The sequence below is a fragment of the Streptomyces sp. NPDC058457 genome (genome assembly GCF_042720695.1).
Lineage (GTDB): Bacteria > Actinomycetota > Actinomycetes > Streptomycetales > Streptomycetaceae > Streptomyces.
Genome location: NZ_JBHXLU010000031.1, coordinates 93,974 through 109,582, shown reverse-complemented (window position 1 = coordinate 109,582; position 15,609 = coordinate 93,974). Strand labels below are relative to the sequence as shown.

Here is a 15,609-nt window from a genome sequence, read left to right as displayed (position 1 = left end):
ACGGCCCGGGTCCAGAAAGGCGTCGTAGCCCCGCGCTCGAACAGCCCGGCGAGAGTGTGGTTCCCGCTACTGGAGCTGTTCACAAGGAATTAGGGTCCAGGCAGGCCAGGCCGATCTCGTTGAAGCGGTGGATCACGTCCCGGACGGTGTCCTCGTCGGCCTGCACCAGTTGGGCGATCACCGGCACCCGGTTCCCGCCGGCCGAGGCCAGCAGCATCATCGCGCGCCGGTAGCGCACCGAACTCGTGCTGCCCCAGCGAACGATCTGCTGCAGTTTCTGCCCCTCCTGGTCGGTAAGTCTGCGCACACGGACAGGCTCGGCCACCGCGCCTCCAGCGATCGGAACGGACGTCACCGCACATCCAACCGCCACGACCACCAACCCGGCGAACCTACGCGGTCACAGCACTAGCTAGGAGCTGTCCGGCGGATCAAGTCGCAGGAGAGCAGCGGTAGCTGTCAGCCGAGGTAAGCGGGGTCTGGTGCAGCTGCAAGGCGGAAAAGGGAGTCGACGCGGTGGGGGCACCTCCCGGCCGAAGGCTGGGGGACGTCGGCGAGTGACGACAACGCCGCAGGTGGGCGTGCCAGACCCCGCGTCTGCGGCATGATCCGCCGGACAGCCCCCAGAGGTCAGCGGGTCGCGCCCACCGGCTCCTCCGGTTCCTCGGGCTGGCCGATGAAGGTGCGCCACAGTTCGGCGTACCGGCCGTCGAGGGCCAGCAGTTCGTCGTGGGTGCCGTCCTCGGCGACCCGGCCGTGGTCCATGACCACCACCCGGTCGGCGCGGGCCGCGGTGGTCAGCCGGTGGGCGACGACGAGGGTGGTACGACGGCCCGTCAGGCGGTCGGTGGCCATGTTGACCTGGGCCTCCGTCGCCAGGTCCAGGGCCGCCGTCGCCTCGTCGAGGAGCAGCACGTCGGGGTCGACCAGTTCGGCGCGGGCGAGGGCGATCAGCTGGCGCTGGCCCGCGGAGAGGTTGCGGCCGCGCTCGGCCACCTCGTGGAGGTAGCCGCCGTCGAGGGTGGCGATCATCTCGTGGGCGCCGACCGCGCGGGCCGCCGCCTCCACCTCGGCGTCGGTCGCGTCCGGGCGGCCGTAGGCGATGGCGTCCCGGACGGTCCCCGGGAAGAGGTACGCCTCCTGCGGGACGACCCCGAGCCGGTGCCGGTACGAGGTGAGGTCCAGGTCGCGCAGATCCGTGCCGTCGACCGTCACCCGGCCGCCCGTCGGGTCGTAGAACCGCGCCACCAGTTTGACCAGGGTCGACTTGCCGGCGCCGGTCTCGCCGACGAAGGCGACGGTCTGCCCGGCGGGGATGGTCAGGTCGATGCCGCCCAGGGCTTCTTCGTCGGCGCCGTAGGCGAAGCGCACGTCCTCGAAGGCGATGTCGCCGTGCAGGGAACCAACTTCGCGCGGCTTGTCCGCCGCCTGCGTCGACGTCGGCTCGCGCAGGAGTTCCTGGATGCGGCCGAGGGAGACGGTCGCCTGCTGGTAGCCGTCGAAGACCTGGGAGAGCTGCTGGACGGGGGCGAAGAACAGGTCGATGTAGAGCAGGTACGCGACCAGCGCGCCGGTGGTGAGGGTGGCCGCCTCCACCCGGTGGGCGCCCGCCATCAGCACGCCCGCGGCGGCCACCGACGACAGCAGCTGGACGAACGGGAAGTAGACCGAGATCAGCCACTGGCCCCGGATACGGGCGCGGCGGTAGCTCTCGCTGCGTTCGGTGAAGCGCCGGCCGCTGTCCTGTTCGCGCCGGAAGGCCTGCACGATCCGCAGGCCCGACACCGACTCCTGGAGGTCGGCGTTGACCACCGACACCCGCTCACGGGCGAGTTCGTACGCCTTCACGCTCGCCCGGCGGAAGAAGAAGGTGGCGACGATCAGCGGGGGCAGGGTGGTGAAGACGACGAGTGCGAGCTGTACGTCGATCACCAGCAGGACGACCATGATGCCGAAGAAGGTGACGACGGAGACGAAGGCGGTGACCAGGCCCGTCTGCAGGAAGGTGGACAGCGCGTCCACGTCCGTGGTCATCCTCGTCATGATCCGGCCGGTCAGCTCCCGCTCGTAGTAGTCGAGTCCGAGCCGCTGGAGCTGGGCGAAGATCTTCAGGCGGAGGGAGTAGAGGACCCGTTCGCCGGTACGGCCGGTCATCCGGGTCTCGCCGATCTGCGCCGCCCACTGGGCGAGCACCGCGAACAGGCCGAGCAGCGAGGCCGCCCAGACCGCGCCGAGCGCCATCCTGGTGACGCCCTGGTCGATGCCGTGCCGGATCAGGACCGGGAGCAGCAGGCCCATGCCGGCGTCCACGGCGACCAGGCCGAGGCTGACGAGCAGGGGCGCACCGAAGCCGCGCAGCAGGCGGCGCAGGCCGTAGGAGTCCTCGGGGCGTACGGCGCCGGCCTCGTCGATGTCGGGGGTGTCGGTGGCCGGGGGCAGCGCCTCGACCTGGGCGAGGAGCTCGGGGGTGGCGGGGGTGCCGGCGAGGGCGAGGTCCCGGGGCGTACGGTCCCCGGTCCACAGCCGCGGGGTCACGCCCCGCTCGGCGTCGAACTCGGCGTCCAGCTCGTCCCGCACGGACGTGTCCTCGCGCGGTTCGAGGGGCGGCGCGTGTCCCGGGGAGACCCCGCCCAGCTCGTCGGGGTCGGTGAGGAGCCTGCGGTACAGGGCGGACCGCCGCTGGAGCTCCTCGTCGGTGCCGATGTCGGCGAGCCGGCCGCCGTCGAGGACGGCGATGCGGTCGGCGAGGTTGAGGGTGGAGCGGCGGTGCGCGATGAGCAGGGTGGTGCGGCCCCGCATCACGTGGGCGAGGGCCTCGTGGATCTCGTGCTCCACGCGGGCGTCGACGGCCGAGGTGGCGTCGTCGAGGACGAGCAGGCGGGGGTCGGTGAGCAGGGCGCGGGCGAGGGCGATGCGCTGGCGCTGGCCGCCGGAGAGGGTGAGGCCCTGCTCGCCGACCTTGGTGTCGTAGCCGTGCGGCAGCTCGGCGACGAAACGGTCGGCCTGGGCGGCGCGGGAGGCGGCGAGGATCTCGTCCTCGGTCGCGTCGGGACGGCCGTACGCGATGTTGTTGCGGACCGTGTCGGAGAAGAGGAACGAGTCCTCCGGGACCAGGCCGATCGCGGCCCTCAGCGAGTCGAAGGTCAGCTCGCGGACGTCGTGGCCGCCGATCAGGACGGCGCCGTGGGTGACGTCGTAGAAGCGCGGCAGGAGGAGGGAGACCGTGGACTTCCCGGAGCCGGAGGAGCCGACTACGGCGAGGGTCTCGCCCGGCCGGATCTCGAAGCTGAGCCCTTGGAGGACCGGGCGCTGGTGGTCGTACCCGAACGACACGTCGTCGAACTCGACGGTCGCGGGTGCGTCGGCGGGGAGGGTCTTGGTGCCCTCCTGCATGGTCGGACGGGTGTCGATCAGCTCCAGGACGCGCTCGGTGCCGGCGCGGGCCTGCTGGCCGACGGTGAGGACCACGGCGAGCATCCGGACCGGGCCGACCAGCTGGGCGAGGTAGGAGGAGAAGGCGACGAAGGTGCCGAGGGTGATGTGGCCCCGGACGGCCAGCCAGCCGCCGACCGCCAGCATGGCGACCTGGCCGAGGGCCGGGACCGCCTGCAGGGCCGGGGTGAACCTGCTGTTCAGCCGAATGGTGCGCAGCCGCCCCGCGAACAGCCGGCGCCCGACCTCCCGGAGCTTGCCGGTCTCCTGCTCCTCCTGCCCGAACCCCTTCACCACGCGTACGCCGCTCACCGCGCCGTCGACCACACCGGCCACGGCGGCGGCCTGTGCCTGGGCGTACCAGGTGGCGGGGTGGAGCTTGCTGCGGCTGCGCCTGGCGACCCAGTACAGGGCCGGGGCGACGGCGAGGGCGACCAGGGTGAGCGGCAGCGACAGCCAGGCCATGATCGCGAGGGAGACCAGGAAGAGGAGGACGTTGCCGATGGTCATCGGCAGCATGAAGAGCAGGCCCTGGATCAGCTGGAGGTCGCTGGTGGCCCTGCCCACCACCTGTCCCGTGGACAGCTCGTCCTGCCGCCGCCCGTCGAGCCGGGTGATGGTCTCGTACATCTCGGTCCGCAGGTCGTGCTGGACGTAGAGGGCGAGGCGGCCGCCGTAGTAGCGGCGGACGAAGGCGCCCGCGTAGACGAGGACGGCGGCGCCGACCAGGGCCGCGGCCCAGGGCCCCATGGACCGGCTGTGATCACCGATCACGTCATCGATGATCACCTTGGTGATCAGGGGTACGACGGCCAGCACCGCCATACCGGCCAGCGAGGACCCGAGCGCGAGCAGGACGTCCCCGGGATGCCGCCAGGCGTACCCCGCCAGCCTGCGCGCCCAGCCGCCCTGCTGCCGCTCCCCCTGTTGCGCTGCCACGCGGGTGCCCTTCGTTCGCCATGTACTTCCGCATGACCACAACACGAAACGAAGCGGATTTCATCCCTCCGCAACAATTCCGGGGCGGGGGCCCAGGGGGCGTTCACCGCGGGTCAGCCACGTGCCGCCCCGGCTTGCCTGGCCGCTGCCGCCGGAGTGACGGGCGTGAAGAAGTTGACGAGGTTGCCGTCGGGGTCGCGGAACAGCAGGGAGCGGTTGCCCCAGGGCATCGTGGTGGGCTCGGTGACGAAGTCGGTCACGAAGCCGGTCAGGTTCCGGTGCACGCGGTCCACGTCGTCGACGAGGAACTCGGTGATCACGCTGCGATTGTCCGCCGGGCGGGCGGAGCCCGGGGCGAACAGCGGGACGGTGCGGGTGCCGGCGATCGCGAGGGTCGCGCCCGCGGTCCTGAGTTCGGCGAAGTCCTCGGTGGCCCACGTCGCCCGCACCCCCGTGGCCCGCTCGTAGAACTCGACGAGGCGCGCCACGTCGCCGGTGATGATGCGGATCGAGACGAAGTCCATGGGATCTCCCTTGCCGTGCATGGCCGTGCCTGAGGTGTGCACTGCGCAGGCTAGGAGGAATAGTGGACAGAACCAGTCCGGTATTCACGGTTTTCGACGTTAGGTTTGTGCGCATGCCCCGACCCACCGGCCGCGTGCTGACCCTCCTGGAGCTGCTCCAGTCGGGCGGCACCCGGACCATGGCCGAACTCGCCGACCGGCTCGGCGTCGAAGGGCGCACCGTGCGGCGGTACGTGGACCAGCTGATCGACCTGGACGTGCCCGTGGAGTCGGTGCGCGGCCGCTACGGCGGCTACCGGCTCGCCCCCGGGTACCGGCTGCCGCCGCTCATGCTCAGCGACGACGAGGCGCTGGCCGTGCTGCTCGGCCTGGTCGCCGGCCGCCGGACCGGGCTGACGACGGCGGAGCGGACGGCGAGCGAGACGGCGTCGGCGAAGATCCGGCGGGTGCTGCCCAAGCACCTGGCCCGTCGCCTCGACACGCTCCTGGAGGCCCTCGCCTTCACGGACCGGCCCGGCGGGTTCGACACCCCGGACGCGGGCGTCCTGCTCACCGTCGCCGATGCCGTACGCCACCGCCGGCCGGTCTCGATCCGCTACACCGACCGCGACGGACGGCGCACCGACCGCACCCTGCACGCGTACGGGATCGTCGCCCACTCGGGCCGCTGGTACGTCACCGGCACGGACGCCCGGATCGGCGAGGACCGGACCTTCCGGCTCGACCGCATCGCGGACGCGCGGACCCTGCCCGGCTCCTTCGAGGCGCCCGCGGGTCCCGGTCCGGCCGAGCGCGTGCTGTCGGGGTTCGCGGCGGCCGAGTACCGGCACGAGGTGGCCCTGCGGATCCACGGGACGGTCGAGCAGATCCGCGCCCACCTTCCCGCCGGCGTCGCGACCGTGGAGGAGCACGAGCCCGCGGCGGACCGGGGCGATCCCACGGCGGACCAGGACGGGGCCGCGGCGGACCAGGGCGTGGCCGCGGCGGACCAGGACGGGGCCGCGGCGGACCAGGGCGTGGCGGCCGAGCGCTGGCTGCGCGTCGGGCTGCGGGCGGAGCGGCTCGACTGGCTGCCTCCGCTGCTCGCCGCGCTCGACCGGCCGTTCGTCATCGAGCGCCCCGCCGAACTGCGCGCCCTCGTCGCCGCGTTCGCCGACCGCCTCGCGGCCGGCGCCCGCCGGGTCTGACAGCGAGGCGCCCTCGATGGCTTCGGTAGCGCGCTGTCAGCTGTGTGCCGAGGGAAGCGGAGCTGACTTGGGGAACATCCTGTCCATGGCCATCGGGGCTGGTTTCGGCCCCGACGGGGGCCGTGCAGGAGTCAGTGCACGACCGGTTGGCGAGCCGTCGCTCAGCTTGCCGCTGGACGACGGCCGACGAGTCCGAGCAGCCGTTCCAGGGAGGGAGAGCCCCCGGAGATCTCGACCGCCGGGGCGAACGAAGTCCTTGGCCGGTCGTCGGACGGTGCTCCGGTCGGGATCAGCGCCGCGACCTTGAGTGAGTGGCGGACGAGGTCGGCGTCCGGGGCGTAGGCAACGCCGATGGTCTGAGCGACATCCCAACCGTGGACCACGCAGTCGAGCACATGCATACCGAGCGCGCCTCGGCCGGGAAAGAACCCGAACTCCCTGATCTGGAGCGAACGGTCCAGGACATCCTCGGAGAACGCCCTCGTCATGGCGTCGGCCGAGTCGAGGTACGCCTGGTAAGGATCCTCACCCAGGTCGCCCTGGTCCCAGGCCCGGAGGTCACCGGTGACGCCTGCTGCGGCGGCTGCGAAGCCGAGGTTCTCGCTCACCTGGTGGCGGAGCAGGCCGTGCAGTGTCCAGTCGGCACACGGCGTCGGAAGACGAAGCTGGTCCGAGCCGACCTGCGCGATCACCGCTCCCAGGGTGGCGAGGGCACGGCGGTCCAGTTCCCTGATATCCACGGCCGCGACGTTAGCCCTGCCCCCTCTCTCGGGCCACTCGTTTTCGCAGCCGCCTCAGCCTGTCGAGCACGGCGGCGACGGCTTCGATCAGGGTGCTGCACAACACCGGCCACCGAGGTAGTCCTCGACCTCTAGGGGGTGGCCTTGACCGCCGCGACGAACGGGAGCCATGCGGCGGGCGCGAAGATCACGGCGGGGCCGTGGGGGGTCTTGGAGTCCCGGACGGGGATGCCGGAGGGGTGGGCGTCGAGGACTTCGAGGCAGCTGCCGGCATCGGCGTTGCTGTACGACGACTTGCGCCAGCCGGTGAGTATGGCGGCGTTCGAGATCGTTCGGTCAGTCACGGTGTTCGTAGTCCTTCGCAGTGGACCTGAGGAGGGCGAGCGACTCCTTGAGCGGCAGTGCGTCGCTCAGCGCGAGATCGAAGCGAGTCTGCAATTCACGGACCGTGGACGGAGAGTCGTGCAACCTTCCCATCCGATCTCCCTCGCTGTATGCCACCGGCGGCTGATCTTCGAACCACATCAGCGTGAGCATGTTCTGCATCAGTGGATGGTGACCGGCGCCGAACGGCAACACGTGTGCGCGGATGCGTCCGGTCTCCGCGAGAGCGACGATGTGCATGATCGCCTCCGCCATGATGTCCCCGTCGGCGACGGGACGCCGTAGAACCGTCTCATCCAGCACCGCCCACACTACGGGAGTCGCCGGATCCTCAAGGATCTTCGCGCGCTCCAAGCGTGTGACAAGGCGCCTGTCACACTCCTCGTCACTCACCGGAGGGAACGCCGCACCCAGAACCGCACGCGCGTACCTTTTCGTCTGAAGGATGCCCGGGAAGTACGCCAGAGCGAACTCCCGGATCATGACCGCCTGTTGTTCGAGTTCACGCACCGCCTCGAAGTAATCGGCGATCGTCACGTCCTGCTCCGGCAGGAAACTGCTCAGCACATCCCCCGTGTTCAGAGCCTTGTCCAGCCGTCGTGCGTCCTCCTTCGACGGGATCCGCCGCCCGGCCTCGATGTGAGCGATGTGCGAACGCGTCATCACCGCGATGTCGGCCAGCTCCTGCTGTGTCAGCCCGGCCGTCTCCCGCTGCTGCCTGAGCCAGTCACCGTAAGTGTTCGCCATGGCCAACTCCCTTGTGACAAATGCCTGGTCACACTCCACCCCCTGGTCAGGCTAGCCGCATCCGCCCCACTCTGTGAGCAGATCACTACAGAACGGAGTTGCCGCCATGGCCGACCGCATCACCCGCTTCCTCCGCTCACTGTTCCGGCGCCCGCGGGTGCACGGCCCGACCGTCCACCACACCGGGCACCGGCCCCCGGTCGACCCGATCGGCGTGTACGGGATCGGCATGGGTTCGTGCGGCATGCTCGCGAAGGACGCGAGGGTCACCCGGTGAGCGTTCCGCGTCTGCTCCCCTGGGCGGGTCCCGAGGGCAAGCCCTGCTTCCTGGTCACCGACGGAGACGGCTGTCTCTCCCGGGCCGCCGACGCCGTCGAGTCCGTGCAGTTGGAGATGGCCGCCGGGCTCCTCGACCACTCGGCCGCCCTGCTCGAAGAGCGGCAGGCCACGAAGGCCGAACTCCGGTTCCTGGTGGCCCGGATGCGGGAGGCGCTGACCGACGTGCTGCGGATCGCCGAGAGCCGACGGCTGTAGCCCGGCGGCGGTGTGTGTCAGGGTGGCGCCCATGGACTGGCAGTTCGAGAGCCCGGAGCTCTGGGCGTTCCTGGAGTCGCTGCACCCCGGTGAGCTCCTGTCCGGAACCGTCGCGGCGATCGAGCGGTTCGGGGTCTTCGTGGCCCTGGACGACGGGCCCGCCCATCCCGTGTTTCCCGGCGTCGGGTTCATCACGATCCCCGAACTGTCCTGGCGGCACATCGAGGCCGCCACCGATGTCGTCGAGGTCGGACAACGCGTCTCGTGCGAGTTCCTTCAGTTCGACACCCACAACGCCGAGGCCCGACTGTCCTTGTGCGCACTGCAGCCCGATCCCTTCCAGGTCTTCGCCGACCGCACGGAAGTCGGCCGGATCCTGCACGGAACCGTCGAAAAGGTGCTCCCTTTCGGCGCCTTCGTCACCGTCGGGGACGGGATCGTCGGGCTGGTGCCCTTCAGAGAGGTCCACGGCAGACCCGCGGCCGGTTCGCCGGAGGCGTTCCGGACCGGTGAGGAGGTGTCCGTCGTCGTTGCGGAGATCGATCGGTCGCGGCGCAGGGTGCTCCTCTCCGCGCCGGAGGTGCGGTGCGGGCGTGCGGGCGGGGAGATCTGAGCGTCGGCCGATCATTCGAGACCGAAGGTCAGGACGTCCTGGGGCAGGGCCGGAGTCGGCCGGCCAGGCTCGGTGTGCCAGTCCCGCCAGGTCGCGTCGGCTGCGAACGGTCCGTGACGTTCCTCGATCATGGCCACCGCCTGCTCGCGAGCTCCCTCGACTGCCCGCCAGGACTTCCGCACCGGGCCGGCATCCCACGACGAGCGCCTCGGGCCCGTCCTCGACGACGTGGAACGCCTGAGCACTCCACACCTTGTGGCGGAACACGTCCCGCCGAACAGCGGTCTCACCCGGTCGGAACCGTCGCATCGAGTACCTCCCGGCATCACGATGCGCGATCGGCTCGGACCCCGCACGCCCGGCTGCACAATGCGGCCCTCACTGAATGGACCCCATCAACTGCGCGACGCGTCCTGGCGTCCGACCGTGATCGCCCACCGGACGCCCGCCGACGCGGTCACCCGTACCGTGCCCGGTGTGTGGGGGCGCTTCAAGTCGAACCCGTTCGCGATGCCGTCGACCTGACCGGCGGTGCAGGCGAACGGGAAGCTCACGCCGAGCGGTTCGACGGCGACTGTCAGCTCGCCCTTGCCCTCGCAGTTCACCAGGACGTCAAGGGGGCTGTTCCCGACGCCACCCTTGATGTCCATCTCCCGGCTCCCGGTGGCGTTCGCCGCCTGGGCGACGACCTCCCCGTCGGGGTACGCCGGAGCCTTGGTGACGGAGGCCGACGTCCCGGCGACGGAGGCCGGCCGCGTCGTCGCGGAAGCGGGCGGCGACGAGGCCCCGCGGGCGGGTGCGGCATGGCCGGGGCCTCCGCTGCTGCACCCGACGGCGAGCAGCACAACCGTGCCCGCGGACACCGCCGCTGTCAGCACTCTCAGCTTTCCCATGAGCGCCATCATCACCCGGCGTCGATGGTCGGCGCAGGTGACGTTTCCTTAAAGCCCTGACCGTTCGTACAACCATTCGCGCGAATCCGTGTGTCAACGGGGGTATGACTCACAGACGAAGGAGCGGGCTGGTCGCGACCGCGCTCGGCACCGGGTTTCTCATAGCCGGCGTGACCGTCGCCGCGCCCGCCTCGGCCGCCACGCCCACCGTCAGCTGCACGTCGGCCAAGGCGGCCCTCGCCACGAAGCTGAAGACGGATATCACGGCGGCCATCGCGAACCGCAAGGGGACGATCGCCGTCGGGCTGTACGACCGTTCGACGAAGACGACCTGCACCCTTCGCTCCACCACCCACTACGACTCGGCCAGCACGGTCAAGGTGACCGTCCTCGCCACGCTGCTGTGGGACGCGAAGAAGCACAACCGGTATCTGACGGCCACCGAGCAGTCGCTCGCCAAGGCCATGATCACGCAGTCGGACAACGACGCGACCACCAAGCTGTGGAAGCAGCTCGGCCTGACGAAGATCAAGGGCTTCCTGAGCGCCGCCGGGATGACGCAGACCACCCCGGGCGCCAACGGCTACTGGGGCCTGACCCAGATCGACGTGCACGACGAGCAGCGGCTGCTCGCGCTGGTCACCGCGAAGAACACCGTGCTGAGTGACAGTTCGCGGGCCTACATCCTGAAGCTGATGGGGCAGGTCATCTCGTCCCAGCGGTGGGGCACTCCGTACGGCGCCCCGTCCGGCGTCTCCGTGCACGTCAAGAACGGCTGGCTGCAGCGCGCCACGCACGGCTGGCGGGTGCACAGCCTCGGCACGTTCACCGGCGGCGGCCACGACTACCAGATGACCGTGCTGACGCAGGACAACAGCACCATGAGCTACGGCATCAACACCATCCAGGCCGTCGCGAAGGTCGTCCACAAGGACCTCGCGGCCTCCTGAGGCGGAGGGCGGAGGGGACGGCGGCTCTCGTTCTCCGGACCTGTCGCAGCGCCCGCGGCGGCCGGAAACCGATCCTTTCCTTCACGGGGCGGTCTCCACCCCGTCACCGATCCCCCCTACGGTGACCGCCATGCGCCTGAGAACCGTACTCGCCACCGTCACCGCCGGCCTGGCGGCGGCCACCTGTCTGTCCGCCGCCGGGTCCGCCAACGCCGTCGCACCCGACACCGGCGCGGCCGACACCGCCGCCGCCCACGCGTGTTCGTCCTCGGTCTCCCTCGACGGCTTCTCCGACGCCCTCGACAAGACGACCTTCGGCGGATACTTCGTCGGCAACCTCTCCGCGCTCGCCGTGGACAAGGACGGATCCCTGGCCGCCCTCGCCGACCGGTCCTACCTCTTCGACCTGGACGCGAAGACACTCGCGCCGAAGTCGGTCGTCGGGCTCGCCGACGAGAACGGCGCCGCGCTCGACTCCGAGGGCCTGGTCGTGGACCGGGACGGCACCCGCCTGATCACCTCCGAGACCGAGCCGTCCATCCGCCGCTACTCGGTGGACGGCAAGATCCTGGACCGCCTCCCCGTGCCGTCGTCGCTGCTCGTGTCCCCGGCCGGGCGGGCCACCTCCAACCAGACCTTCGAGGGCCTGACCCTCCTGAACGACGGCCGCACCCTGCTGGCGTCGATGGAGTACGCCATCTCCGGGGACACCGCCGGGATCGTGCGCTTCCAGACCTGGACGCGGACGAAGGACAACCACTTCGAGCTGTCGGCCCAGTACGCCTACCGCACCGACGGCCCGACCCTCGGCGTCCCCGAGGTGCAGGCGCTGCCCGACGGCCGTCTCCTCGTCCTGGAGCGCGGCTTCACCTCCGGCGTCGGCAACACCGTCCGCCTCTACCTGGCCGACCCGCACCACGCCACGGACACCAGCGGCATCGAGAACCTCACCGGGCAGGCCGGCGTACGGCTGGTCAGGAAGACCCTGCTCACGGACATAGCGAGCTGCCCGTCGCTCGGTGCCACGGCCAAGCAGCCGCAGCCCAACCCGCTCCTCGACAACATCGAGGGCATGGTCGTCACCGGCCACGCGAAGGGCGCGTACAAGGTCCTCCTGGTCAGCGACGACAACCAGAACGCCGTACAGACGACGCGGTTCTACCGGCTGTCGGTCCGGGTGCACTGACCCCTCGTGGAGGGCGGCCGCACCGGCCGCCCTCTTACCGACATCTCATCCACCCACAGCCTGCACCCAGGATCGGCACAGTCCGCGCCCATCAGCCGTCTGCATGGTGGGATGGTGACATCTGCCACCGATCCCGTCCCCCACACGCCCGTGTCCCCCGACTGGGGCCCGCCCACGGCGTCCCCCACGCCCGCCCCCGCGGCTCCCCTGCCGGACAAGGCACCGCGCTGGTCGCTCCCCGCGCTGATCGCGATCCTGGTCCTGGCGGCGGTGCTCTACTCCTGGAACCTCTCCGGTTCCGACATGAACACCTTCTACAGCGGCGCGATCTGGGCCGGCACGAAGAGCTGGAAGGCCTGGTTCTTCGGTTCGCTGGACCCCGGCAACTTCCTGACCGTGGACAAACCGCCGTTCGCGCTCATGATCATGGGCCTGTCCTGCCGCGTCTTCGGCTTCGGCACCTGGCAGATGATGGCGCCCGAGGTCGTGGTCGCGCTCGCCACGATCTGGATCCTGCACTCCACCGTGAAGCGGGTGTGGGGGCACGGGGCGGCGACCGTCGCCGCGCTGGTGCTGGCGCTGACCCCGATCACCGTCGCCATCAACCGCGACAACAACCCCGACACGATCCTGGTGTTCCTGATGGTGTCGGGCGCGGCGCTGGCGTTCCGCGCCACCCGTGACGAGAAGCTGCTGCCGCTGCTCGGCTCGGCGGCCTGCTTCGGTCTCGCCTTCAACACCAAGCTGCTCGCGGGCTGGATCGCGCTCCCCGCCGTCTTCGCGCTCTACCTCTACGCGTCGAAGGCCACCTGGGCGAAGCGCGCCGTCAACCTGGCCCTTGCAGCGGTCGTCCTGGCCGTCTCCAGCTTCTGGTGGGCGATCGCCGTCTCCCTGGTCCCGGCCTCCGACCGGCCGTACATCGGCGGTTCCACGGACGGCTCCGCCTGGGACCTGATCATGGGCTACGACGGTCTCGGCCGCGTCTTCGGCGGCGAGGGCAACGGTGGGGGCGGCGGAGGCGGCGGCGGCTTCTCCGGCTCCGCGGGTCTCGGCCGGATGTTCAACGACATCCTCGGCGGCCAGATCTCCTGGCTGCTCCCCTTCTCCGCGATCGCCCTGGTCGGCGGCCTGGTGCTGTGCGGCCGCGCCCCGCGCACCGACCTCAAGCGGATGGCCCTGGTCCTCTGGGGCGGCTGGACCCTGCTGCACTACGTGATCTTCGCGACCGCGCAGGGCACGATGCACCCGTACTACACGACCGCGCTCGCCCCGGGCATCGCGGTGCTGTGCGGCGGCGGTGGCGCGATGCTGCTGGAGGCGTTCCGCACCGACAAGCGGTGGATCTGGGTCCTCCCGGCCGCCTTCGGCATCACCGGCATCTGGGCGATCGTGCTGCTGCGCCGTGCCTCCGGCTGGAACACCTGGCTGTGGCCGGCGATCGGCGTGCTGACCGTGGCCGGCATCGTGGGCATGATCCTCTTCCGTTCGGGCAACAAGGCCCGGCTGCTGGCGGCTTCCCTGGCGGCGGCCGTGGTCGCGGCGCTCGCCGGTCCGACGGCGTACGCGGCGACCCTGCCGTTCGGCAGCAGCAGCGGAGGCGGCATGCGCGGCGGCACCAACCCGACCGCCGGCCCCTCCACCGGCAGCGGCTTCGGCGGCGGACCCGGCGGTGGCGGCGCCAGCCGGGGCGGCTTCCCGGGCGGCGGCGAACTGCCGGGCGCCGGCCAGCAGGGCGGCGGCCAGCAGGGCGGCGGCCAGAACAGCCAGGCCGGCGGCGAGACGGGCGGCGGCTTCCCGGGCGGCATGAACGGCGAGGCCCCGACCGGCGGCGCGAACGGCCAGGCTCCCGGCGGCGGCAACGGTCAGGTGACGCCCGGCGGCGGCACCGGTGAACTGCCGAGCGGCGGCGCGGCTCCCGGCGGAACTGGCAGCGGAACCGGAACCGGCAGCGGTACCGGCCGTGCGGGCGGCGGCGGCGGCTTCGGCGGTGGCGGCATGGGCGGCAGCGTGAGCAGCGACCTGATCACCTACCTCAAGAAGCACATGGACGGCGCCACCTGGCTGCTGGCCGTCTCCAACTCGCAGTCCGCGTCGCAGATCGAGCTGAGCTCGAACGAGCCCGTCATCTCCATGTGGGGCTTCACCGGGTCCGACAACGCGATGACCGTCGCCAAGCTGAAGGAACTGGTGAAGGCGGGCAAGCTGCACTACATCCAGGTCGGCAGCGGCGGCATGGGCATGGGCGGCAACAACACCCTCAGCTCCCAGGTGACCGCCTGGGTGGAGAAGAACGGCACGGCGGTGAAGGAGAGCGCGTACAGCAAGAGCACGACGAGCAGCTCCAGCTCCTCGTCCTCTTCCTCGTCGTCCTCCTCCTCGCAGAGCACCACCTCCACGCTCTACCGGCTGGACCCGTCGGACGTCAGCTGACGCACCGGCAGCACCGAGGCCCCCGACCACACGGTCGGGGGCCTCTTTTTACGCCCCGTTTACCTGCGCGTCCTCATGTTCATGTCACCCTCCTTCTTGCCGCCTCGTCAACCCGCGTAGATGGGAAACTCTTTATGCTGGCGACTCACATCCGGCGCTGGAAGTCGGTGGCCCTGACGACCGCCGCCGTCCTGGTGGGCCTCACCGCCCCCGCGCTGACGGCGACTCCGGCCGCCGCCACCACGACCGCGTACGACTCGACGTACTACAAGAACGCGATCGGCAAGACAGGCACGAGCCTCAAGTCGTCCCTGCACACGATCATCAGCGCGAACGTCACCAAGCTGTCGTACTCGGCCCTCTGGGACGCCCTGAAGAAGACCGACCAGGACCCGAACAACAGCAGCAACGTGATCCTGCTGTACTCGGGCATCTCCCGCAGCAAGACCCTCAACGGCGGTGACAGCGGCGACTGGAACCGTGAGCACGTGTGGGCGATCTCGCACGGCGACCTCACCACGTCCACAGGGCCGGGCACGGACCTGCACCACATCCGTCCCGAGGACGTGGCGGTCAACGGCAAGCGCGGCAACCTCGACTTCGACGAGGGCGGCTCCACCTTCACCAACAGCGGCGGCAGCAAGGTCGACTCGGACTCCTTCGAGCCCCGCGACGCGGTCAAGGGCGACGTGGCCCGCATGATCCTCTACATGGCCGTCCGCTACGAGGGCGACGACGGGTTCGCGAACCTGGAGCCCGACGACAAGGTCGGCAACGGCTCCAACCCGTACATCGGCAAGCTGTCCGTCCTCAAGCAGTGGAACGACGAGGACCCGCCGGACTCCTTCGAGGAGAACCGCAACCAGGTCATCTACGACACCTACCAGCACAACCGGAACCCGTTCATCGACCACCCGGAGTGGGTGGACGCGATCTGGTAGGGAAGCCGGTCGTACTACTTACCTCACACAGGTGAAGTCGATCTTGGGCTCGGGCGTGTCCGCGTGACCGCCCAGCAGCATGGGGGCGCCCCGGCAGTTCCGCCGGGGC

General features: G+C 70.5%; 14 protein-coding genes and 1 pseudogene. 8 read left to right on the top strand and 7 right to left on the bottom strand.

Going from position 1 to position 15,609, the window contains the following annotated elements:
* Positions 1–91 precede the first annotated feature (91 nt).
* From ACFWPS_RS24575 to ACFWPS_RS24565, 3 genes and pseudogenes are all read right to left on the bottom strand, one after another.
* Positions 92–325, bottom strand: a pseudogene (locus ACFWPS_RS24575) (helix-turn-helix domain-containing protein); the annotation flags it as partial.
* 305 nt (positions 326–630) lie between these two features.
* Entirely contained in the window at positions 631–4,371 is a 3,741-nt protein-coding gene (locus tag ACFWPS_RS24570) for an ABC transporter ATP-binding protein (RefSeq protein ID WP_383708302.1), read from the bottom strand.
* A gap of 113 nt (positions 4,372–4,484) precedes the next feature.
* On the bottom strand, positions 4,485–4,895 hold the full coding sequence (locus ACFWPS_RS24565) for a VOC family protein (RefSeq protein WP_383708301.1): 411 nt from the start codon (positions 4,893–4,895) through the stop codon (positions 4,485–4,487).
* Positions 4,896–5,008: 113 nt separating this feature from the next.
* Between ACFWPS_RS24565 and ACFWPS_RS24560 the strand changes: the two genes are divergently transcribed.
* Positions 5,009–6,082 carry a helix-turn-helix transcriptional regulator gene (locus ACFWPS_RS24560; RefSeq protein WP_383708300.1) on the top strand — a complete coding sequence of 358 codons (1,074 nt, stop codon included), beginning with the start codon at positions 5,009–5,011 and terminating at the stop codon, positions 6,080–6,082.
* Between the two features lie 161 nt (positions 6,083–6,243).
* Here ACFWPS_RS24560 and ACFWPS_RS24555 read toward each other — a convergent pair whose 3' ends face one another.
* The 3 genes from ACFWPS_RS24555 to ACFWPS_RS24545 form a co-directional block, all read right to left on the bottom strand.
* Positions 6,244–6,822, bottom strand: a complete 579-nt coding sequence (locus tag ACFWPS_RS24555) for a TIGR03086 family metal-binding protein (protein ID WP_383708299.1) — start codon at positions 6,820–6,822, stop codon at positions 6,244–6,246.
* A gap of 131 nt (positions 6,823–6,953) precedes the next feature.
* Positions 6,954–7,166, bottom strand: a complete 213-nt coding sequence (locus ACFWPS_RS24550; RefSeq protein WP_383708298.1) for a DUF397 domain-containing protein — start codon at positions 7,164–7,166, stop codon at positions 6,954–6,956.
* Entirely contained in the window at positions 7,159–7,953 is a 795-nt protein-coding gene (locus ACFWPS_RS24545) for a Scr1 family TA system antitoxin-like transcriptional regulator (RefSeq protein ID WP_383708297.1), read from the bottom strand. The genes ACFWPS_RS24550 and ACFWPS_RS24545 overlap by 8 nt, the downstream gene beginning before the upstream one ends.
* 106 nt (positions 7,954–8,059) lie before the next feature.
* Between ACFWPS_RS24545 and ACFWPS_RS24540 the strand changes: the two genes are divergently transcribed.
* The 3 genes from ACFWPS_RS24540 to ACFWPS_RS24530 are packed head-to-tail and all read left to right on the top strand — an operon-like array spanning position 8,060 to position 9,100.
* On the top strand, positions 8,060–8,230 hold the full coding sequence (locus ACFWPS_RS24540; protein ID WP_383708296.1) for a hypothetical protein: 171 nt from the start codon (positions 8,060–8,062) through the stop codon (positions 8,228–8,230).
* Complete coding sequence (locus ACFWPS_RS24535; RefSeq protein ID WP_383708295.1) at positions 8,227–8,487, top strand: hypothetical protein; 261 nt, start codon at positions 8,227–8,229, stop codon at positions 8,485–8,487. Before ACFWPS_RS24540 ends, ACFWPS_RS24535 begins: the two co-directional genes overlap by 4 nt.
* A gap of 31 nt (positions 8,488–8,518) precedes the next feature.
* Positions 8,519–9,100 carry a S1 RNA-binding domain-containing protein gene (locus tag ACFWPS_RS24530; RefSeq protein ID WP_383708294.1) on the top strand — a complete coding sequence of 194 codons (582 nt, stop codon included), beginning with the start codon at positions 8,519–8,521 and terminating at the stop codon, positions 9,098–9,100.
* Between the two features lie 395 nt (positions 9,101–9,495).
* Here the strand turns inward: ACFWPS_RS24530 and ACFWPS_RS24525 are convergent, their stop codons facing one another.
* On the bottom strand, positions 9,496–9,993 hold the full coding sequence (locus ACFWPS_RS24525) for a hypothetical protein (RefSeq protein WP_383708293.1): 498 nt from the start codon (positions 9,991–9,993) through the stop codon (positions 9,496–9,498).
* Positions 9,994–10,097: 104 nt separating this feature from the next.
* On the opposite strand from ACFWPS_RS24525, the gene ACFWPS_RS24520 reads away from it, so the two are divergent.
* The 4 genes from ACFWPS_RS24520 (at position 10,098) to ACFWPS_RS24505 (ending at position 15,500) form a co-directional block, all read left to right on the top strand.
* Entirely contained in the window at positions 10,098–10,943 is an 846-nt protein-coding gene (locus ACFWPS_RS24520) for a serine hydrolase (protein ID WP_383708292.1), read from the top strand.
* A gap of 130 nt (positions 10,944–11,073) precedes the next feature.
* Positions 11,074–12,129 carry an esterase-like activity of phytase family protein gene (locus tag ACFWPS_RS24515; RefSeq protein WP_383708291.1) on the top strand — a complete coding sequence of 352 codons (1,056 nt, stop codon included), beginning with the start codon at positions 11,074–11,076 and terminating at the stop codon, positions 12,127–12,129.
* Positions 12,130–12,243: 114 nt separating this feature from the next.
* A complete protein-coding gene (locus ACFWPS_RS24510) occupies positions 12,244–14,559 on the top strand; it encodes an ArnT family glycosyltransferase (protein WP_383708290.1) in 2,316 nt (771 codons plus the stop codon).
* Positions 14,560–14,693: 134 nt separating this feature from the next.
* Positions 14,694–15,500, top strand: a complete 807-nt coding sequence (locus ACFWPS_RS24505) for an endonuclease I family protein (protein ID WP_383708289.1) — start codon at positions 14,694–14,696, stop codon at positions 15,498–15,500.
* The last annotated feature ends 109 nt before the right edge of the window (positions 15,501–15,609 follow it).